Annotated in this window: 22 protein-coding genes; 11 read left to right on the top strand and 11 right to left on the bottom strand. The window is 60.3% G+C overall.

What is annotated here, in order from left to right; translation table 11 throughout:
- Window positions 1-118: 118 nt before the first annotated feature.
- From modA to modC, 3 genes are read left to right on the top strand one after another with little or no spacing between them, the layout of a single operon-like run.
- Window positions 119-850, top strand: a complete 732-nt coding sequence (modA, locus tag AC53L6_RS16320) for a molybdate ABC transporter substrate-binding protein (protein WP_496908621.1) — start codon at window positions 119-121, stop codon at window positions 848-850.
- Window positions 847-1,539, top strand: coding sequence for a molybdate ABC transporter permease subunit (gene modB, locus AC53L6_RS16315; protein WP_496908620.1), 693 nt, complete (start codon window positions 847-849; stop codon window positions 1,537-1,539). The genes modA and modB overlap by 4 nt, the downstream gene beginning before the upstream one ends.
- Window positions 1,536-2,603, top strand: coding sequence for a molybdenum ABC transporter ATP-binding protein (modC, locus tag AC53L6_RS16310; RefSeq protein WP_496908619.1), 1,068 nt, complete (start codon window positions 1,536-1,538; stop codon window positions 2,601-2,603). The genes modB and modC overlap by 4 nt, the downstream gene beginning before the upstream one ends.
- On the opposite strand, the gene AC53L6_RS16305 is transcribed toward modC, so the two are convergent.
- Both AC53L6_RS16305 and AC53L6_RS16300 read right to left on the bottom strand, forming a co-directional pair.
- Window positions 2,596-3,354 (bottom strand): EcsC family protein, encoded by a 759-nt coding sequence (locus AC53L6_RS16305; protein WP_496908618.1) that lies wholly within the window; start codon window positions 3,352-3,354, stop codon window positions 2,596-2,598. The genes modC and AC53L6_RS16305 overlap by 8 nt on opposite strands.
- A gap of 31 nt (window positions 3,355-3,385) precedes the next feature.
- A complete protein-coding gene (locus AC53L6_RS16300; RefSeq protein WP_496908617.1) occupies window positions 3,386-3,871 on the bottom strand; it encodes a GNAT family N-acetyltransferase in 486 nt (161 codons plus the stop codon).
- Window positions 3,872-3,960: 89 nt separating this feature from the next.
- Here AC53L6_RS16300 and AC53L6_RS16295 point away from each other — a divergent pair, with 89 nt between their 5' ends.
- On the top strand, window positions 3,961-4,566 hold the full coding sequence (locus AC53L6_RS16295) for a flavin reductase family protein (protein ID WP_472727545.1): 606 nt from the start codon (window positions 3,961-3,963) through the stop codon (window positions 4,564-4,566).
- Complete coding sequence (locus tag AC53L6_RS16290; protein ID WP_496908616.1) at window positions 4,563-5,195, top strand: CatB-related O-acetyltransferase; 633 nt, start codon at window positions 4,563-4,565, stop codon at window positions 5,193-5,195. Before AC53L6_RS16295 ends, AC53L6_RS16290 begins: the two co-directional genes overlap by 4 nt.
- 22 nt (window positions 5,196-5,217) lie before the next feature.
- On the opposite strand, the gene AC53L6_RS16285 is transcribed toward AC53L6_RS16290, so the two are convergent.
- Together AC53L6_RS16285 and AC53L6_RS16280 are read right to left on the bottom strand one after the other, a co-directional pair.
- Window positions 5,218-6,414, bottom strand: coding sequence for an HlyD family secretion protein (locus tag AC53L6_RS16285; protein WP_496908615.1), 1,197 nt, complete (start codon window positions 6,412-6,414; stop codon window positions 5,218-5,220).
- Entirely contained in the window at window positions 6,407-6,799 is a 393-nt protein-coding gene (locus tag AC53L6_RS16280) for a hypothetical protein (RefSeq protein ID WP_496908614.1), read from the bottom strand. The genes AC53L6_RS16285 and AC53L6_RS16280 overlap by 8 nt, the downstream gene beginning before the upstream one ends.
- A 273-nt stretch (window positions 6,800-7,072) precedes the next feature.
- Between AC53L6_RS16280 and AC53L6_RS16275 the strand changes: the two genes are divergently transcribed.
- On the top strand, window positions 7,073-7,258 hold the full coding sequence (locus tag AC53L6_RS16275) for a hypothetical protein (protein WP_299209057.1): 186 nt from the start codon (window positions 7,073-7,075) through the stop codon (window positions 7,256-7,258).
- 75 nt (window positions 7,259-7,333) lie between these two features.
- On the opposite strand, the gene AC53L6_RS16270 is transcribed toward AC53L6_RS16275, so the two are convergent.
- Window positions 7,334-8,959 carry a SulP family inorganic anion transporter gene (locus tag AC53L6_RS16270; protein WP_299209054.1) on the bottom strand — a complete coding sequence of 542 codons (1,626 nt, stop codon included), beginning with the start codon at window positions 8,957-8,959 and terminating at the stop codon, window positions 7,334-7,336.
- A 441-nt stretch (window positions 8,960-9,400) separates the two neighbouring features.
- Between AC53L6_RS16270 and AC53L6_RS16265 the strand changes: the two genes are divergently transcribed.
- From AC53L6_RS16265 to AC53L6_RS16245, 5 genes are all read left to right on the top strand, one after another.
- Window positions 9,401-10,027: a hypothetical protein gene (locus AC53L6_RS16265; RefSeq protein ID WP_299209052.1), complete on the top strand. Its 627-nt coding sequence runs from the start codon at window positions 9,401-9,403 to the stop codon at window positions 10,025-10,027.
- 336 nt (window positions 10,028-10,363) lie between these two features.
- Window positions 10,364-11,236 (top strand): S-methyl-5'-thioadenosine phosphorylase, encoded by an 873-nt coding sequence (locus tag AC53L6_RS16260; protein WP_496908613.1) that lies wholly within the window; start codon window positions 10,364-10,366, stop codon window positions 11,234-11,236.
- Window positions 11,237-11,252: 16 nt separating this feature from the next.
- Window positions 11,253-11,885 (top strand): LysE family translocator, encoded by a 633-nt coding sequence (locus AC53L6_RS16255; RefSeq protein ID WP_299604031.1) that lies wholly within the window; start codon window positions 11,253-11,255, stop codon window positions 11,883-11,885.
- Window positions 11,882-12,412, top strand: coding sequence for an adenine phosphoribosyltransferase (locus tag AC53L6_RS16250; protein WP_189368826.1), 531 nt, complete (start codon window positions 11,882-11,884; stop codon window positions 12,410-12,412). Before AC53L6_RS16255 ends, AC53L6_RS16250 begins: the two co-directional genes overlap by 4 nt.
- A 114-nt stretch (window positions 12,413-12,526) precedes the next feature.
- Window positions 12,527-13,282: an SDR family NAD(P)-dependent oxidoreductase gene (locus AC53L6_RS16245; protein WP_496908612.1), complete on the top strand. Its 756-nt coding sequence runs from the start codon at window positions 12,527-12,529 to the stop codon at window positions 13,280-13,282.
- Here the strand turns inward: AC53L6_RS16245 and AC53L6_RS16240 are convergent.
- The 6 genes from AC53L6_RS16240 to thrC form a co-directional block, all read right to left on the bottom strand.
- Window positions 13,269-14,006 (bottom strand): SGNH/GDSL hydrolase family protein, encoded by a 738-nt coding sequence (locus AC53L6_RS16240; RefSeq protein ID WP_496908611.1) that lies wholly within the window; start codon window positions 14,004-14,006, stop codon window positions 13,269-13,271. The genes AC53L6_RS16245 and AC53L6_RS16240 overlap by 14 nt on opposite strands.
- Window positions 14,007-14,079: 73 nt before the next feature.
- Window positions 14,080-15,501: an FAD-binding oxidoreductase gene (locus tag AC53L6_RS16235; RefSeq protein WP_496908610.1), complete on the bottom strand. Its 1,422-nt coding sequence runs from the start codon at window positions 15,499-15,501 to the stop codon at window positions 14,080-14,082.
- A gap of 68 nt (window positions 15,502-15,569) precedes the next feature.
- A complete protein-coding gene (locus AC53L6_RS16230; RefSeq protein WP_496908609.1) occupies window positions 15,570-16,409 on the bottom strand; it encodes an MBL fold metallo-hydrolase in 840 nt (279 codons plus the stop codon).
- 56 nt (window positions 16,410-16,465) lie between these two features.
- Entirely contained in the window at window positions 16,466-17,050 is a 585-nt protein-coding gene (locus AC53L6_RS16225) for a GNAT family N-acetyltransferase (protein ID WP_299209033.1), read from the bottom strand.
- Window positions 17,050-18,312, bottom strand: a complete 1,263-nt coding sequence (locus AC53L6_RS16220) for a M16 family metallopeptidase (RefSeq protein ID WP_496908608.1) — start codon at window positions 18,310-18,312, stop codon at window positions 17,050-17,052. Before AC53L6_RS16220 ends, AC53L6_RS16225 begins: the two co-directional genes overlap by 1 nt.
- A gap of 21 nt (window positions 18,313-18,333) precedes the next feature.
- Window positions 18,334-19,722: a threonine synthase gene (gene thrC, locus AC53L6_RS16215; protein WP_496908607.1), complete on the bottom strand. Its 1,389-nt coding sequence runs from the start codon at window positions 19,720-19,722 to the stop codon at window positions 18,334-18,336.
- Window positions 19,723-19,724 lie beyond the last annotated feature (2 nt).

Here is a 19,724-nt window from a genome sequence, read left to right as displayed (position 1 = left end):
GGCCCGTAACTACGCACCGTAACGTGAAAAAAGCGTTACATGCGCCGGGAACACTGGGGCCGAACCGCACCGTTTTTGGGCTTGAGCGCAAGCCGCCATTGCCCAATAGTTCTGCCCGATGAAAACTCCAAGATGGATCAAGGGCTTGTCCTTCGCTTGTACGGCGTGGCTCGTGGCAACCGCCAGTGCCGCAGAGACCGTCCGAGTCTTTGCAGCCGCCTCGCTGCAAGGTCCACTTGATGAAGTAGCCCACGCATGGGACGGCGAGGTTGTCATCAGCTACGGCGGCAGTGGTGCAATAGCGCGTCAGGTCAGCCAAGGGGCACCCGCCGATGCCGTTATCCTTGCGAACGTCGCGTGGTCCGATTGGCTAGTGCAAGAGGGTCATGCCCCGGATACAGCGCGGCCACTTCTATCCAATACCCTTGTACTCATTGGCCCTGCAGGGGCGCCTGCCCTGCCCGGCCCCGAACCGGAAACGATCCTCGCGCGGCTTGACGGCCGGCGGCTCGCCATGGGTCAGCACATGTCCGTGCCCGCGGGGATATATGCGCAAGCATGGTTAGAGGGCATGGGCACATGGACCGCGCTGCGCCCCAAGTTGGCCGAAACCGAGAATGTCCGTGCCGCCGTTGCCCTCGTCGCGCGCGGAGAGACACCACTGGGCATCGTTTATGCCTCGGACGCGGCCGCGAGCGATGACGTGTCCGTGGTGTTCGAAGTGCCTGCCGATGCGCACCCGCCCATTCTATATCCGGGTCTCGCCCTGAGCCCCGGCGGGTCCGCCTTCCTGGATCATGTCGCGACGCACTCCGACGTTTTCACCGCCGCCGGGTTTCGCCTGCCATGATGCTGGATGAAGCCGGATGGACCGCCCTGCGCCTGTCGCTGCTGGTTGGCGTAACTGCCACGCTGTTGGCCTTGCCCCTTGCCATCTGGATCGCGTGGCTGCTTGCCCGCCGGGATTTCTGGGGCAAATCGGTGCTGAACGCGCTGGTCCATCTGCCTCTGGTCCTGCCCCCGGTGGTCACCGGCTACCTTCTGCTTCTGTCTTTTGGCCGTAACGGCCCTGCGGGGCGCTTTCTGGAAGAGACATTCGGTCTTGTGCTCGCCTTTCGCTGGACCGGTGCGGCACTGGCCGCCATGGTCATGGGCTTCCCTCTGATGGTTCGCGCCATTCGCCTTGCCATCGAAGCCGTGGATCCCAAAAACGAGGATGCGGCCCGCACCCTCGGCGCGCCCGGTTGGGCCGTCTTCGGGTCTGTCACCCTGCCCTTGATCCTACCGGGTGTGCTGGCTGGTGCCGTCATGGGTTTTGCCAAGGCCATGGGCGAATTCGGGGCCACCATCACCTTTGTCGCCAACATCCCCGGAGAGACGCAGACCTTGCCCTCGGCCATCTACGCCCTGTTGCAGGTGCCGGGGGGCGAAGATGCGGCGATCCGGCTGGTGCTCTGGGCCTGTATCATCGCGCTGGGGGCCGTGGTCTTGTCCGAATGGCTGGCGCGCAGGGTTGCGCGCAGGATCGCGGGTAAATGACTCTGTCTGTCGCCCTCCGTCACCGCTTGGGTGATTTCGCGCTGGATGTCGCGTTCGAGGCCGGGCCGGGCGTGACCGCCCTCTTCGGCCGCTCGGGTGCAGGCAAGACGACAATCGTGAATGCCGTTGCCGGCCTGCTGCGCCCTGATCATGCGCAGATCACCCTTGATGGTCTGCGCTTTGACACGTTGCCCGTGCACAAACGCCGTGTGGGTTACGTGTTTCAGGATGCCCGCCTGTTCCCGCACATGACCGTCGCCGACAATCTGGATTACGCCAGCCGCTATGGTGCGCGGGCTTCGGATCGCCCCCGGATCATCGAAATGCTCGGGATTGGTGCCTTGCTAGACCGCCGCCCTGCAACGCTTTCAGGCGGAGAGAAACAGCGCGTGGCCCTCGGGCGCGCGCTTCTGTCGAACCCGCGCCTGTTGCTCATGGACGAACCACTGGCCGCGCTGGATGGCCCTCGCAAGGCCGAGATCCTACCCTATCTCGATCGGCTCAAGCGCGAAGCGGGCGTGCCGATCCTCTATGTCAGCCATGCCGTGGACGAGGTTGCACGGTTGGCCGATCACATGGTGCTGCTGGCCGGGGGGCGCGTGGCGCGGCAGGGGCCGATCTTTGACGTGATGGCCGATCCGGCTGCCGTGCCGCTACTGGGTGTACGTGAGGCTGGTGCAGTACTCCGAGCGCGGGTGGAGGCACATGGAGAAGATGGTCTGAGCACCCTCCAGCTTGCTGCAGGGAGCGTCCAGTTGATGGGTGTGCAAGCCCCCGTTGGGGCAGCAGTGCGCCTGCGCGTGCTGGCGCAGGATGTACTCTTGTCCTTGTCACGTCCCGAAGGGTTGAGCGCGCAAAACATTCTGCCGGTGACCATCACCGCCATTCGTGCGGGCGACGGCCCGGGCGCAGCGATCGCACTGGACGCAGGCGGTGACACGTTGCTTGCAAGGATCACAGCGCGGGCGGTCCAGACCATGGGTCTGCGCGAAGGGCAGTCTGTGTTCGCCGTGATCAAGGCAACCTCCGTTGCGCAATCGGCTATCTCAGGCGGCGCTACTTGAGCGCCAGAACCTCGCTCCGGAGCCGCTCGACCATGACCTCGTGCGGCTGATCTGCCTCGACCGCGAGACGCCGTAGTCCGAAATGCACATGCGCCATGTCGGTGTAGTAGCTGGTGTAGGCATAATTCGTCGCGGCCCCGGCCACGGCGCCCAGAACGGGCACGGTCTGTGCCGCCAGCTTTTGCCCCATCACCACGGCAAGCCTTGGGGCAACGCGTGCGACCAACGCCTGCATGGCAGCGCCGCTCAGCGCCATACGGGCGGACAGAAACGCAATGTCAGCGCCGTCATCATGCTCAAGCGGCCCAGCAGCGGCAAAGACCTGCACGCAGTCAAATCGGACGGAGTCCATGGTGGGATCGAATCCGTGTTCCACGGCCACACCTTCGATCACGCGCAACAGCAGCGTTGTGGTCACGGGCAGCTCAGCCAATGCAGTGGGCAGACCACCGAAGCCACCTGCCGCACCCATGGCGGCACTGACGGTCGCGTTTAGCCATTCAGCCTGATCCGGCACCACGCCGCGCGACTTGCTGGCCGCGCCCAGCGCCTGCACCAGCGCGGCGCGGGTCGCCCCATCCAATTGATCGCGTACGGGGCCGGGTAATCGACCCAGCAGTCCGTCGGCCCGCGTACCAAGAGTGTTGAGGACCTGAATGCCAAGACCTCCCGCAGCCTTGTAACGGCGGGCCAGTCGATCCAGTTCTGCATCTGTGTCCAAGGGTTTGGGAACAAGGATAATTTCGTTCATCCCTTCAACATGGGAAGGCACGGGCGCGTTATCAACCGAAACGCATGACGTCGCCGCGCAAACCAGTCCACGCACCGGCCGTCAGGTCACGGCCCAATACACGTTCAGGGTTGGTCGGCGGCGGCATGATGACCCCGGGCAGCTTCTGGAATCCGAAACGGCCGTAATATGGGGCATCGCCCACCAGCATTACCCGGTCCCACCCGGACTGCACCGCCTGCCCAAGCGAGGTTTCGATTAATTCGCCCCCAAGCCCCTCTCCTTGCCGTGTGGGGTGGACAGCCACCGGCCCCAGCAAAAGCGCTGTCTGAGCCGCGATCTGCACGGGCCAATACCGGATCGCACCCGCAAGGATGCCGTCGATATCCCGCGCCACATGGCTCAATCCCGCAACCGGGGGAACGTCATCGCGCAAACGGTAAGATGACAACGCCTCGCGCCCCGGTGCAAAGCACAGGTCATACAGGGCCTCGACCTCCCACCGATCGTCGGGCGTCTCTGTGCTCAGATGATACATGGGCGGTGCGTTTGGTCCGGGGTCTTATGGGCTGGAACCCGCCCTAGCATGCAGGTAACCCTTGCGCAAACGCACGAAACGGAGCCCGCATGTTTTACCGCCCCGCCGATGGCCACGGCCTGCCCCACAACCCGTTCAACGCCATCGTAACGCCCCGCCCCATCGGCTGGATTTCGACCCGGGGCAGCGATGGATCCGACAACCTTGCCCCCTATTCTTTCTTCAACGGCGTGGCCTATGTCCCACCGCAGGTCATGTTCGCATCAACCAGCACCAAGCCCGACCGCGACGGGACAAAGGACAGCGTGGCCAACATCCGAGATACAGGCGTGTTCTGCGTGAACGTGGTGGAGTATGCGATGAAGGACACAATGAACCAGACATCGGGCGAATGGTCAGCGGACACGGATGAGTTTGCGCTTGCCCAAATCGACAAGGCGGACTGTTCCGAGATCAACTGTGCACGTGTCGCCGCATCCCCGGCCTCACTGGAATGCCGCATGACTCAAATCACCAAAATCGAGGGGGAAGCCAACTATGTCGTGTTCGGCGAAGTTGTGGGCGTGCACCTGCGGGACGACTGCATCGTCGACGGCATCTTTGACGTGCTGCAATACAATCCGCTCACGCGGCTGGGATACCGCGACTATTCGGTTGTACGCGAGAAATTCAGCCTGAAACGACCCGGCGAATGACCTTTCCAGACGCCAGACGCGCCTATCCCATCACCCTGCCCGACGGGTCGGATCACCAAGGGACCGTCTTTCTGAACAGGGTCGTCGATCACCCTGGGTGGGAGATCGGTGACTACACCTACGCCTCAAACTTTGCCCCGGTAGCGGATTGGGCGGCGCATCTGGCCCCCTACATGTTCGGATACGGACCCGAAAAGCTGCGGATCGGCCGGTTTTGCCAGATCGCACACGGGGTGCGGTTCATCACATCCGGCGCCAACCACGCCATGGATGGACTGACCACCTTTCCCTTTCCCATCTTCGACCAAACGCAAATGGCGGGTTTTCAACCAGACACCCGCGACACGGTGATCGGAAACGACGTCTGGCTGGGATACGGCGCAATCGTGTGCCCCGGTGCGCGGATCGGCAACGGTGTGATCGTCGGGGCCGGGGCAGTGGTACGGGGCAGCATTCCGGACTACGCCATTGTTGCCGGCAATCCGGCACAGGTGGTCAAGATGCGCTTTTCCGACGCTGATATCGCAACGCTCAACCAGCTCCGCTGGTGGGATTGGCCCGCAGACCGCGTCGCGGAAGCAGTGCCCGCACTGCAGGCCTGTGACGTCGAAGCATTGACGACCTGCTGATCAAGCAGGTCAGCGAAGCTCTTTAATGTGCTCCGCCACCTGCCAGCCCTACGCCGGATATCAACGCGCCCCAGACCTTAAGGCGCAGCCCCACCGCCTTGACCACACCTGTGGCCGCAATGATGTGTCCGGTCACGCCGCTGAGATTGCTGGTATAGGTCTGGACGATGCACCCTGCCCCATCGACCATGATCGCCTCATGCTCGGGGTGCTCAAGCTCAAAGTAGACCAGCATCGATCCGCGTTGCAGCCCGTTTTCCGGCTCAAGCAGCCGACCACCGGGCACCACCTGCCCTGCCGCGATGGCAGGTTGGATGGACGCCACGCGCGCAGGCAGAACCGCATTGCGGAACGACAGGCCGATATTGCTGTCGCAGGCGATCTCAGCGGGCATCCCCTCGTACAACGTGGCGCGGGCGACCTGTGAAAAACCTGCAGTGATACGAAGGGGGACGCCTTTGGGTCGGTCAGGGATGATAACCATCGCCGGGCTCAGGATCAGTTGGGACGCCGGGCTGCCCACGCTCATGGCAAGCTGGGTGACGACACCATCAGAAAAGGCGCGCACCTCTGTCTGCGCCAGCGCCACCTGGGCGCGCTCCAGGGCCGCCTCGGCAGCGCGGCGCTCGGCCGGGATTGCCTGCGTGATGTCGGATTGGGCCAGATCGGCTTGCGCCTCAGCCGCGCCCTTTTCCGCCTCGGCGACAGCCACGGCGGATTCCAGTTCGCGCACCGTATCCTGCGTCCCCACATTGCGGGCCAACAGTGTCTCCGCGTTTTCCAGATCGACCCGCAGCTTTTCCAGCGATGCGGTTGCTTCGATCACGCTGGCCTGCGCCACAAGCAGTGTGTCCTGCGCCTTGACCTCAGCGGCTGCGAGGCGGTCAAATTCGGCCTCTGCCTGTTTGACGGCCGCTGCCTGGGCACTGTTTTCAATCCGAAACAGAAGGTCACCCTTCGACACGCGTTGTCCGTTCACAGTGGGCAGTTCAGTAACCGGGCCGCTGGTTTGAGCCACAACGGACACAGTGCGGAACGGCAGCAGGCCGGAATAGGATTTTGGGTGGAAATAGAAGATCACCAGAAAGAGCGTAAAGGCCATGATCGCCCACAGGAACACCGCCGTGCGCATGTTCCAGACCGTCAATGCCTCGCCTCGGCGCTTGAGTTGGAAATACCGGATAACGACCGGGAACGAAGTCAGGAGCAGTTCAAACATTCCGCGGCTCCACCTGGTCGGTCCCTGTTTGCGTCGCGGCATCGGGGTATTCTGTAAATGGTATTTCGTCGCGACGAAGGTTGAACCGCGACCAGTCCGCCATCAGTGCAATCAGGATTGCGCTGAGCGGCAACAGGATATTGAAATGCCCCAAGGGAAAAATCTCGTAGAGCAGCGCAATGGTCAGCATGGTCGGTATCGTTTTGGCCAGCGGCGTACCCTTGGACTGATGTTCAGCCCAGCGGTCGAAAGCGGCATACAAAGATACGAGCGCGTAGAGGGCCAGCGCAATGAAGATCAGTGAAATCCATGCCAGGGAATCCCCTTCCCCCGGCGCAACAAACCAAGACGGCGATGCATGCCCGCCCCCACTTTCACCCGCCATATTCCGTGCCCCCAGTCATTTCACTTCTGATCATTCTCTAGCCTGAGTTGTCCATGGGTCCAACTGCGATTGGCAGTTTGCAGAGCATACACGTATTAAGAAAGTGGTCAGGCCAGCAATCAACGATGAGTTTAGGCCGCAAAAGCCCTATGACAATGCGGCGCCGATCGGCGATTTGGCGCGCAATTCCACGCATAGGGCGTTATCGTTTCGAGCCTCAGAAAGCCGCGTGCTAGCGTAGCGCAATATTAAATAGGCTCAGGAGTTCAGCCCATGCGTAAATTTTTTGCCCTCGCTGCCATGGCAGCCATGACGACGGTTGCAGCCTGCGGCGACAGCACGCTTGAACGCGCGGTCGTTGGCGGCGCTATCGGCTGTGCAGCAGGCGAAGTGTTAACAGATGGACGCTGCGTCGAAGGGGCCGTTGTCGGCGCCGGTGTTGGCGTGATCACCAACTAGGGAAAGCCGCAGCATTTCCAAACAAGAGTGGCACGGGCCGGATGACACCGGCCCGATCCAAAAAGCCAACAGACGTCAGTGTCCGCCCAAAATACCAGTGCGTACGCCGTAATCCGTCGCGATCTCGTAATCAGGGTCATCATCACTGTCGACAATCAGGTGACCCGCCTTGGTCAGCAGCTTGTGACAATCATGCGTCAGGTGACGCAGCTGAACGCGCTTCCCAGCCTCTTGATACTTACCGGCCACGGCTTCGATCGCTTGAAGGGCGGACTGATCCACGACACGGCTATCGGCAAAATCGATGATGACCTCGCGCGGGTCAGACTCGACCTTGAACATCTCGATGAAGCCAGTCGCCGAGCCAAAGAACAGCGGCCCTTGCACCTGGTAGACGCGCGCGCCCTCGGGGGTGGTATAGGTCTTGGCGTGAATGCGGCGGGCGTTGTTCCAGGCGTAAGCCAATGCTGACACGATCACACCAACGACAACAGCGACGGCAAGGTCTTCCATAACCGTCACGACAGTCACCAGAACAATGACAAAGGCATCGGTCAGCGGCACCTTGCGCAGGATCTTGAGGCTGTTCCACGCAAATGTCCCGATTACCACCATGAACATCACACCGACCAGAGCGGCCAGCGGGATCAGTTCGATGATCGATGAGCCGACAAGGATAAAGGCCAGCAGGAACAGCGCTGCGGCAACACCGGCAATGCGTGTGCGCCCACCCGATTTCACATTGATCATGGATTGACCGATCATCGCGCATCCGCCCATGCCACCGAAGAAGCCGGTTGCGGTATTGGCGACGCCCTGGGCAATGCACTCCTGGCTCGCCCCGCCGCGCTGCCCGGTCAGATCGCCCACAAGGTTCAGGGTCAGAAGGCTTTCGATCAGACCAATGGCAGCCAGGATGACCGCATAAGGCAGGATGATCTCAAGCGTTTCCCATGTCAGCGGCACCATCGGAATGTGGAATGGAGGCAACCCACCCTGGATCGAAGCAAGGTCACCGACACGCGGCACATCCAAACCAAAGGCAATCACGATGGCGGCAACAATCCCGATACCCGCCAGCGGTGCCGGAATGGCGCGTGTCACGCGCGGCGCCAGCCAGATGATTGCCATCGTCAACGCAACCAGCCCCAGCATCAAGAAAAGCGGCATGCCCGACAGCCAATCGCCACCTGCCATACCATGCCCGGATGCCTCGGCACTGCCCGGCACTTTGAATTGCGTCAGCTGTGCCAGGAAAATCACAATGGCGAGCCCGTTCACGAACCCCAGCATCACCGGGTGCGGAACAAGGCGGATGAACTTGCCCCACTGCATCACGCCCGCAAAAATCTGCAAAAGCCCCATCAGGACGACCGTGGCAAACAGGTATTCAACCCCATGCTGCGCCACCAGCGCGACCATGACGACGGCCAAAGCGCCCGTCGCACCGGAAATCATGCCGGGACGCCCGCCAAAGATCGCGGTGATCAAACCAACCATGAACGCCGCATAGAGACCGACAAGCGGGTGCACGCCTGCGACAAAGGCAAAGGCCACCGCCTCGGGCACCAGCGCCAGCGCCACGGTCAGCCCCGACAGCAAATCCGTCTTGATCTGACCCGGTGTCAGCTTGGTGTCACCCGGCGCGATTGAGAAATCGCCGAAGCGGGTCTTGGTGTTGAGATTATCAAGAAAGGCCATTCGGAATCCGTCTGCTCGTGGGGGCGCGATCGGTGGCGTCTAAACCATCAGAGGGTTAATAACCATTGCACCAAAGGCGGGTCTGTTATGTGCGCTGCACATAGCAGGTTACACAGGAATGACACGGTATTTCTGGGTATGCAGAAAACGCTGTCCTGATCGGTGCTTAATCAACACTCAGGACCGCGCAATGCAAACTGCGCCCATCTACCCTTTGGCCAAATCACCTCTCGCATACTCCATCCGCCAAGTGGAAAACCGGCGCTCGAACAGAACCCCCACCCGATCCGACCCTCTCGGTCACACCATGGTGCAGCCCTAACAAAACCCGCGGACGGCGTGAACCAACTCCCGCGTGTAGGGCACTTACTTCCCGACAGATGCAGTCATCGGAACAACGCGATTGCGTTTGCTCAACTCGAACAGTGAAAGGACTTAGAAATGTGGAAATATGATGGGCTGACATATCCTGATGTCGGGGCGGATATGCTGAAGCACAAAAAGCTGGGGCCGATCCTGCGTGCGCACATGAAAGCGAGCATGATGGCCGAGAATTATATGTTCATCGACGCGATGGTCGCCAAGATGAAGACTAAGACACTCTATGAAAGATTCATCGACGACAACTCGAGGGAGGCGGTCAATATTTCGCACAGCATGCGCGAGCCGATGACCCGTGCCGCAGAAATTGGCGACTTTTCGTCCCCGATCTGGGTCAAAAGCCTCAAGGCCGTGTACGGCGAGGTGAACAAATTGATAGCCACGAACATCTACCCAAGTACTCTCGTGAAGAACAAGGCGTTCAGAGCCTACCACAATTCTCGGAAGTGGAAGAACAAGGCCAACCTGATCAACAAATACAAGCTGAGGAAGGAAACCAAAAAGGTCGCGAAGATTCTTGATATGGAATTGACCGATGACAATTACGAGATCATCGCAGAGGCCGCGGCTGCTCTGGAATATGAACCCAAATCGGCTCTGAAACCGATCACTCTGATTGCGAACTCGAGCAAGAAGAAACAAAACGCAAACTCGGTGAAAGCTGCAATTCGGAAGTCCTTCGGCTGATCCCAGCTGAAATTCACGCCTAGAATGGCAAACGCTCAGCGCGGTTCTCCGCGCTGAGTTCCCCTTCGGCGAAGTGGAACCTAACCGCATAGTGGTTGGTCCAATGATGCTGCATCCGTAAATCGCACTCTTCGGCACCGCCCGATCTTCACATCTCACTCGCATGATCGGCCAACGAAAAGCGCGGGTGACCAGTTTATTCCGTTGCGCCCAACCTCACCTCACCGCGCGTTGGGGGTGCATGGGGGGTGTACGCAGAGTGCACGGCTGGTGTACGGGTGGTGCTGGCCTGTTTTGGCGCATAAATTTTCTTCTGTCCCGGCACGAGAGACCCTAATGACCCAAACGAAAATCGCCGTGATTGGCGGCTCTGGTATCTACGACATCGACGGGCTGGAGGGGGCCGAATGGGTGCAAGTCGACACACCCTGGGGGGCACCGTCGGACCAGATCCTGACCGGCACACTGGACGGGGTCGGCATGGCCTTTCTGCCACGACATGGGCGCGGTCACGTACATTCTCCGACGACGGTCCCCTACCGCGCAAACATTGATGCACTGAAGCGGTTGGGCATGACGGATGTGATCTCGGTCTCGGCCTGCGGGTCGTTCCGTGAAGAAATGGCACCGGGCGATTTTGTCATTGTGGATCAATTCATTGACCGGACCTTTGCACGCGAAAAGTCGTTCTTTGGCACCGGCTGTGTCGCCCATGTTTCGGTCGCGCATCCCACCTGCCCGCGCCTGTCAGACGCCTGCGAAACAGCGGCGCGCGATGCGGAGATCAACGTACACCGGGGCGGCACCTATCTGGCGATGGAGGGGCCGCAATTCTCAACCTTGGCCGAGTCGAAAATGTACCGGGAAAGCTGGGGCGCGGATGTGATCGGCATGACCAACATGCCCGAGGCCAAACTCGCCCGGGAAGCCGAGCTGTGCTACGCCTCAGTCGCCATGATCACAGATTACGACAGCTGGCATCCCGATCATGGTGAGGTCGACGTTACCCAAATTATTCAAACGCTTATGGGAAATGCAGATAAGGGTCGCGCGTTAGTCAAACGCCTCCCCGCCCTGCTTGGTGCGGACCGTGCCCCCTGCCCACACGGCTGCGATCGCGCACTCGAATTTGCAATCCTTACATCACCCGATGCCCGCGATCCCGCCGTGGTGGCCAAGCTTGATGCCATTGCGGGCCGGGTGCTTTGACGCAAAGGAATTCATGATGCCTTTTGATCTTTGGCTGACATTCGTTGTCGCCTCCACCGCGCTACTGGTCATCCCTGGTCCAACGCTCATGATGGTGCTGAGCTATGCAATGACCCAAGGGCGTAGGGTTGCCATCGCATCCGCGCTTGGCGTCGCCACCGGCGACTTGATTGCCATGACCCTGTCCGTGATCGGTCTTGGCGCTCTGTTCCTGACGTCAGCGCTGGCATTCACCGTTTTGAAATGGGTGGGCGCTGTTTACCTTGTTTATCTGGGCATTCGTATGTTGCTAAGTGCTCGGACACCCACCGCGACAACGCTGATGAACAAACCCGATGGCCAGAGCGCCAAGCGCGTGTTTCGCGATCTCACAACGGTTACGGCGCTGAACCCGAAATCCAATACGTTCTTCGTGGCCTTCGTGCCGCAATTCATTGATCCCAGCGCCAGTTTTGCCCCGCAAGCCGCGACCCTGATTGCAACCTTTGTCATCATTGCCGGGATCAACGCGTTGATCTTTGCACTGGCCGCCAATGCAATGCGCAGCCGCATCACGCGCCCCACTGTCCAAATGTGGTTGACCCGCACAGGCGGTGCCACACTTGTGGGCATGGGCCTGCTGACCGCCACCCTTCGGAGAGCCACATGAAGACCGTTCAGGATTACATTCGCACCATCGTCGACTTCCCCCACGAAGGGATCATGTTCCGCGATGTGACCACCCTGTTTGCCGACCCGCGCGGGTTTCGCATCGCAGTGGACCAGATGCTGCATCCCTATGCCGGGCTTGAGATCGACAAGGTTGTGGGACTTGAAGCACGTGGCTTCATCCTTGGCGGGGCTATTGCGCACCAATTGTCGATTGGCTTTGTCCCGATCCGCAAAAAAGGGAAGCTGCCCGGTGCAACGATTTCCGAGGCTTACACCCTGGAATACGGTGAGGCGATTGTCGAAGTGCATGACGACGCAATCAAGGCGGGTGAGAAAATACTACTTGTTGATGACCTTCTGGCCACCGGAGGCACGGCAGAAGCCGGGATCAAGCTGGTAGAACGGCTTGGGGGCGAGATCGTGTCCTGCGCCTTTGTCATAGATCTGCCCGATCTGGGCGGACGCGCACGGCTTGAGGCTATGGGCATGGACGTGCACGCCCTGTGCGCATTCGACGGGGAATAACGCCGCGAAAACGGGCACTAAGGGCGGAGCCCGTCGGAAAACGTCCCCGCTCCGTGTGCCGATACATGCGAGATCGGCTAGGCTGACCGGATCACAGACGCCGGACCGGACACCATGCCCAAACACAATACGCGTCGCAAAATTGCACTCGTCACCGGGGGCGGCAGCGGCATAGGCCGGGCCACTGCGCAGCGCCTCGCTGCATCGGGGGCACATGTGGTGCTGGCTGGGCGCCGCGCATCCACTCTCGACAGTGCAGTGGCAGACATCACCGCACAAGGTCAAAGTGCGCAGGCCATCGTGAACGATGTCACCGACAGCGACGCAGTGTCAGCCCTGCACAGCCAGATCCTGGCCGAACATGGTCGGCTCGACATCGCCTTCAACAATGCAGGTTGCCGTGAAGAGCGCGCGCATCTGAGCGATCAATCCCTCGATACCTACACGCGCGTTTTCGATACCAATGTCCGCGGGGTACTGGCCTGCCTACACAACCAGATCGCGGCGATGCGAGCACAGGGCACAGGCGCTATCGTGGTCAATGCGTCCATCAGCGGTCTGCGCAATCCCAACCCTGGTTTCGGGCTTTACTCCGCGTCCAAGGCAGCCGTGATCTCGATGACCCGCAGTGCGGCAATTGAAGAGGCCCAGCATGGCGTGCGCATCAACATGGTCGCACCGGGGCGCGTGGTCACCGACATGATCATGGAGCCGGGGCTTGACCTTGATGCGGTCGCCGCGACGCTTCCCCTACGCCGGACAGGCACCCCCGAGGAAGTGGCTGAAGCAGTGCTCTGGCTCAGCTCTGACGCGGCGGCTTATGTTGTCGGACACGTGCTTTGCATCGATGGTGGCTTCATGGCGTCTTGACCGCTGCGGCCGAACCCAGAGCAACGGGGGGAGTAGCCCGCAGAGCATCCGCGATCCGCATTGCCCAGATATCATAAACCTGTGCCCCGGGGTGAAACCCATCAGCGGCCATGAGACCGGGTTCCAGCGGCAGATCAAAGGGCAGATGTTCCACCCCATCCTGATCGGCACACAGGTCAGCAAGGATCGTATCGAACCGCGCTGCACGTGCCCCCAACACATCGCGCAAAGGGCGTGGCAAAAGCGGGAAAGCCCCAAGCGGCGGCACGCCCGATGCATAGATACGCCGCACGCCGTGCCGTCTGCGCAATTGCTGAAGCAGCTTCACGTAGTTGGCGTTCCAGCGGGTTGGATGCATCCCGTTTTTTGTGTCATTCACCCCGAGAGCAATGACCGCCACGTCAAAGTCATGCGCAGGCTGTGTGTTCAGCATTCGCAACATGCCGGATGTCGTCAGTCCCGATTGGGCCCACAATGCCCATTGCACGTCGTAGTCCGAGTGCAGATGTGCGACCAGGCGACCCGCCAGTGCAGCATCCTGATGAGCCGCCCCGACACCAGCCGCTGAACTGTCACCCAGAATGAGTACCCTCAACGGAGGCCCTCCCCCCGACCGACCGTTTCGCGGCCCGTCGGCTTCTGGCAAGCGCGTGGCACGCGCCGCCACCCAGATGGCCTGCACCAACAGGATCGGCGTAAGGACAAATGTGGGCAACCCCGCCATCAGACACCCCCTCGGGTCGGTGGGTGGGCGCCTTTCGCGGGCACAGCCTGCGAAACAGAGCCACCCACCGACATCATGCCTGCCGCACCCGCAACACCGCGCCGGGGTTCATAATCCCAAGGGGGTCAAGGGCGTCCTTAATGGCGCGCATGGCTGTCAGTTTTGCTGGATCACTGTACCGTTCCAAGTCTTCGACTTTCAAACGCCCAACGCCGTGTTCGGCGCTGACCGAGCCGCCCATTTCATGTACCAGCGCATGGACAACCCGTTTGATTTCAGGGCGTTCTGCCTCATGGTTCGAACGGCTTTTGCCCGGAACCGGAAAGACATTGTAGTGTAGGTTGCCGTCGCCAACGTGCCCAAAGCAGTTGATGCGGAAGTTGCCAAGCCGGGCAATGCGTCGCCCACCTTCGGCGATGAACTCCGCGAGCGCCCCAAGCGGCACTGAAATGTCGTGCGAACTGATGGAGCCAATACGACGATTGGCCTCCGGGATACTTTCCCGGATCGTCCAGAAGTCACTTGCTTGCTGCGCGCTTTGCGCAATCATGCCGTCTTGCACAAATCCCGCCTCTGACGCCGCGACGAAAATCTCTTCCAGCGCAGCCATCGGATTTTGGCCGCGCGACAGGCCCAACTCGATCAAAACGGACCATTCTGGTGTCGCCGCCCACGGGTTGCGGATTTGGGGCAGGGTCTCGTTCAGAAAGGCAAAACCCTGTGCATGGATCAACTCAAATGCGGATACGCCTTCGCCGACATGATCCCGCACGAGGGACAGCAAAGACAGCGCTGCCGCTGGAGAAGCGATTTGTAGCAAGGCCGTACCCGCCGCAGCAGGTCGTGGCGACAATTTGAGAGCCGCAGCAGTGATAACGCCCAATGTGCCCTCGGCCCCGATCAGCAGGTGCCGCAGATCATAGCCGGTGTTGTCTTTGCGCAGGCGGCTCAGACCATGATAAATTTCGCCGCAGGGCAATACCGCCTCGACACCCAAACAGAGGTCCCGCGCATTGCCATAGCGCAGCACGCCGGTGCCCCCCGCGTTGGTGCTGAGATTCCCACCAATCCGCGCCGATCCTTCGGCCGCGAGCGACAACGGAAACAAGCGGTCCACCTGCTCCGCTGCTGCCTGCACATCAGCCAGAATGACACCCGCCTCGGCAATCAGCACGTTTTCCTCGGGGTATGTGGCACGGATGGCCGTCATTTTCTCAAGCGACAAGATTAGAGGAACAGGACCTTCTTCAACCACCTGGCCACCAACAAGCCCCGTGCCTCCTCCATAAGGCACAACCGGCACACGCATGTCCGAGGCTATTGATACAAGCTTGGCCACTTCATCTGTGGTTCGGGGCAAGGCAAGCAATCCAGCCTGACCGGTATAGCGACCCCGCGGCTCTTGCAGATGCGAGGCATCAGCGGCCGCAAAGCGATCTGCGGGCAAGCTATTGCGGATGTTTTCCGCTATGTCAGCTGTCAGTGAATTCAGCATGAATGCCCCCTGCCCCTACCTGCGTTTGGTGCCAGAAACCTTCAGCCCCCACAACGCGAAAGGCACGCCTATTCGCCGTCGTCGCGCAGCCATTCCGGACGCAGGACCGTGATCGTGGGACGCGCAGGCAAGCGATCCAATGACACGTCCAGAGACGGACCGCCCACTTCAACCACCTGGAATTCATCGCGCATACCGGTCAAAAAGGCATCCAATGTGAACTCTCCAAACCAGTGCATCGGAATCACGATCGAGGATTTGAGCCGCGAAACGATGCGCATCATAGTTGGCAAATCCACGGTCATGCCTCCATCAACTGCAGCCATGACAACATCCAGCCGCCCGATGGCCGCGTATTGCTCCGCACTGGGTTCGTGATGCAAGTGGCCGAGATGCCCGATGCAAAGACCGGCCACCTCAAAAATGAAAATTGAGTTTCCATTCTCTTCGACACCGGACCATTGCGACCGGATGTCGGTCGAGACATTGCGCACAAGCACTTCTCCAAGATCGACACGATGGTCGATGCCTTTGCCGAATTCTTCTCCCCAGCCCGGCAGAACGTGGGGAATGGCCGGGTCCGGAAATGCGGTCCAATGCGTTTCATGTGCATGGTTCATGGTGACGACATCCGGGATCATCGGCACGTTGCCGACAAAGCCAGTAAAATCGGTGACCATGTTCAACCCACCCGCAGTGCGGATTAGGAAAGACGCATGGGCGATATAATGGATGCGCACTGTTTCGGGGGCGACCTCCACATTGTGGCTGGCCCGCTGAATGTAACGTGCGCCGTCAATCTGATCGGCCAAGGCGATACAATGGCTCGGCGTTCGAACCTCTTGTGCTGCGGCTGCCATCGGCGCGAGCAGGAAAGCGAAAGCAAGGAATACAAAGCGCATGCACATCAGGTTAGTGCGCAATGCGATTTTTGCAAAACCTTGAGATAGGTCTGGGCCCGTTTTTAGCCTGCGTCAGTGCGTCCGCGCCTGTCCATGCGCAAAGCTGCGTAAAGAACATGCGTTCGCCAGCGCCCATCGATCTGAAGATAGCTTTGCGCGACACCTTCGTATTTGAACCCGCATGTCTCTAGCAATCCGCGCGAGGCCACATTTTCGGGTAGGCAGGCCGCTTCGATCCGGCTGAGGTCAAGCCGTGTGAACGCGTGATGCACAACCGCAAGGATCGCCTCGCGCATGTAACCTTGGCGCGCATGGGCCGCACCTGTCCAGTAGCCAAGGGTTCCGGCTTGGGCAGGGCCCCGCCGGATGTTGTCCAGCGTGATCGCGCCCAGAAGGGCGTCATCGCCACGCCGGAACAGGAATAAAGGCATCGCGGTGCCACTGGTCACCGACCGCTGCGCCCAATAGACACGATTGGTAAACGCCTTGCGCGTCAGATGATCATTTGCCCAGCTTGGCTCCCACGGGGTGAGGTGTTCAGCGCTGACGGCCCGCAGCGTGGCCCAGTCCCGAAAATCGGAATGCGTCGGCGGACGCAGCGTCATCCGCTCCGTCTCAATCCGCAGTTTCCGCTTGTTCAGGATCATCAGGCGGCGCGCTGCTCCTGCAGGGCAAAGCGTGTCGGTGCGGCGTCAATCGGACCATAAAGCGCAAGCGCCATTGGGGCTTGTGTTGCCATATGCTCCGCGAATGCGCGGACATCCTCCACCGTAACGCTGTCGATTAACGCAACGGTTTCGGTTAACGCAGGCACCCGATCCCAGATCTGCACCAGTCGCGCCAGCCGTTCTGCCCGGTTCGACGGGCTTTCGAGGCCCATCAGCAACCCGGCCTTCATCTGGGCACGTGCCCGATCGACTTCGGCGACTGTCATGTCATCAGCCGCACGCTTGATTTCGTCCACAGTAATGGTGGCCAGGTCGGCAACCTGTTCTGCTGACGTACCGGCGTACACCGTCGTCATGCCGGTGTCTGCATACGCCCCCGCTTGCGCGAAGATGGTGTAGCAAAGACCTCGGTTCTCGCGCACTTCTTGGAACAGGCGGCTGGACATGCCACCTCCCAATGCGCTGGCATAGATTTGTGCCGTGTAGATCGCATCGTCGCGGTAGCCGGGTGATTCAAAGGCCATGGCGAAATGCGCCTGTTCCAACGCCTTGCTGCGCCGTTCTTCGCCGCCTGCAAAAGTGGCAAAGTCGGCAACGCGCTTTGGCCGTGGGCTGAGATGACCGAACAGCTCCTCGGCCAATCGCACAATGGCGTCGTGATCCACCGCACCGGCCGCCGACAAGATCATCTGTTCCGGGCCATAATGCTCGTCAACGAAACGAGACAGATCAGCGCACCCGAAGGACGATACCCGTTCGGACGGGCCAAGGATGGTACGGCCCAACGGCTGTTCGGGATAGGCCTGTTCCTGCAGCCAGTCAAAGATCACGTCGTCGGGCGTATCCAGTGCCTGCCCGATCTCTTGCAGTATCACACCGCGCTCGACCTCGATTTCGCTTTGGTCAAAAACGGGATTCAGCAGGATATCTGCCAGAACGTCCAGTGCCAGTGGCACATCGTTTTCCAGAACGCGGGCGTAGTATGCAGTGACTTCGCGGCTCGTGTAAGCATTGATGTAACCGCCTACATCCTCGATGGCCTCGGCAATCTGTAACGCACTGCGCCGTTCGGTGCCCTTGAACGCCATGTGTTCCAGAAAATGGGCAATGCCATTCTGCTCGGGTGTTTCGTGGCGGGCGCCTGCGCCCACCCAGATACCGATTGAGGCCGAAGCGAGCCCCGGCATATGTTCAGTGACGATGCGAAAGCCGTTGCTCAGGCGATGGGTCTGGGTGGTCAAATTCGTCTCGCTGCTATGTTGTTACTGCGCGCGGTGCGTCATTATGTGGGCCTTGAGCGCCTCAAGATCATTCGGCACACGTGTCAGTCGTTCCGCGCGTTCATACAGGTCTGCCATCCTGGGTGGAAGGGGGGGCATGATTCCTGTCGCTGCCTCAACCGCCACGGGGAATTTAGCGGGGTGTGCGGTGGCGAGCGTGATCATGGGCGTGCCCACCTGCCGCTCGATGTCCGCGACATGTACGCCAACTGCGCTGTGCGGACACAAAAGCTCTCCGCTCGCCTTGAGTGACGTGGCAATCTGTGCGCTCGTTTCATCTTCGGACACGCGCCCCGATGCGTAGTGTTCCTGCAGCACCTGCATTGCACCTTGGCTAATGTCGAAGCCGCCGCTCTTCAACTCATCCATCAATTGCGCGACAGCGGCACCGTCACGGTCATAAGCGTCAAAGAGCGCGCGTTCGAAATTCGAGCTGACCTGAATGTCCATGGACGGGCTGATCGACGGGATGGTTTCGCCCTTGTGATAGCCCTGCCCGCTCAGACACCGGTGCAGGATGTCGTTCTGATTGGTCGCCACCACCAGCTTGTCGATGGGTAGGCCCATACGCTTGGCAATGTAGCCCGCAAAGATGTCGCCGAAGTTGCCCGTGGGAACTGTGAAGCTGACTTTGCGATGCGGTGCACCAAGGGCCAGGGCGGAGGAGAAATAGTATACGACCTGCGCCAACACGCGCGCCCAGTTGATCGAGTTCACACCCGCAAGGCCAACACCATCCCGGAACTCGAAATCGTTGAACATGTCTTTCAGCCGCGCCTGGCAGTCGTCAAAATCACCGTCCAGCGCCAACGCATGCACATTGCTTTCCGTTGGCGTCGTCATCTGGCGACGCTGCACTTCTGACACACGACCGTGTGGGTACAGGATGAACACATCGACGTTGTCGAGACCGCGGAACGCCTCGATTGCCGCCGATCCAGTGTCGCCGCTTGTGGCCCCAACGATCGTCACGCGTTGCCCGCGCCGTTTCAGCGCCGTCTGAAACAGCTGACCAATCAGCTGCATGGCAAAATCCTTGAAGGCAAGCGTGGGCCCGTGGAACAATTCAAGCAGGAAATGCCCCTGATCCAGTTGCACCATTGGCGCACGCGCTGCATGGTCAAAACAGGCATAGGCGCGATCAATGCAGGACCGGAACTCGTCATCGGTGAAGGTGTCACCCACAAACGGGCGCATGACGGTGTAGGCGATCTCTTCGTAAGGATGCCCCTCCATCTTGGCGATCTTTACCGCATCGAAGGTCGGAATCGCCTCGGGCACGTACAGACCACCATCACGGGCAAGGCCAGTGAGCATCGTGTCTTCGAAGGTCAGCACCGGGGCTTGTCCACGGGTCGAGATATAGCGCATGG

The organism is Tateyamaria sp. LSS28, assembly GCF_059611725.1.
The sequence above is the reverse complement of the archived record's forward strand: the minus strand, read 5'-3'. Positions and strand labels throughout refer to the sequence as shown.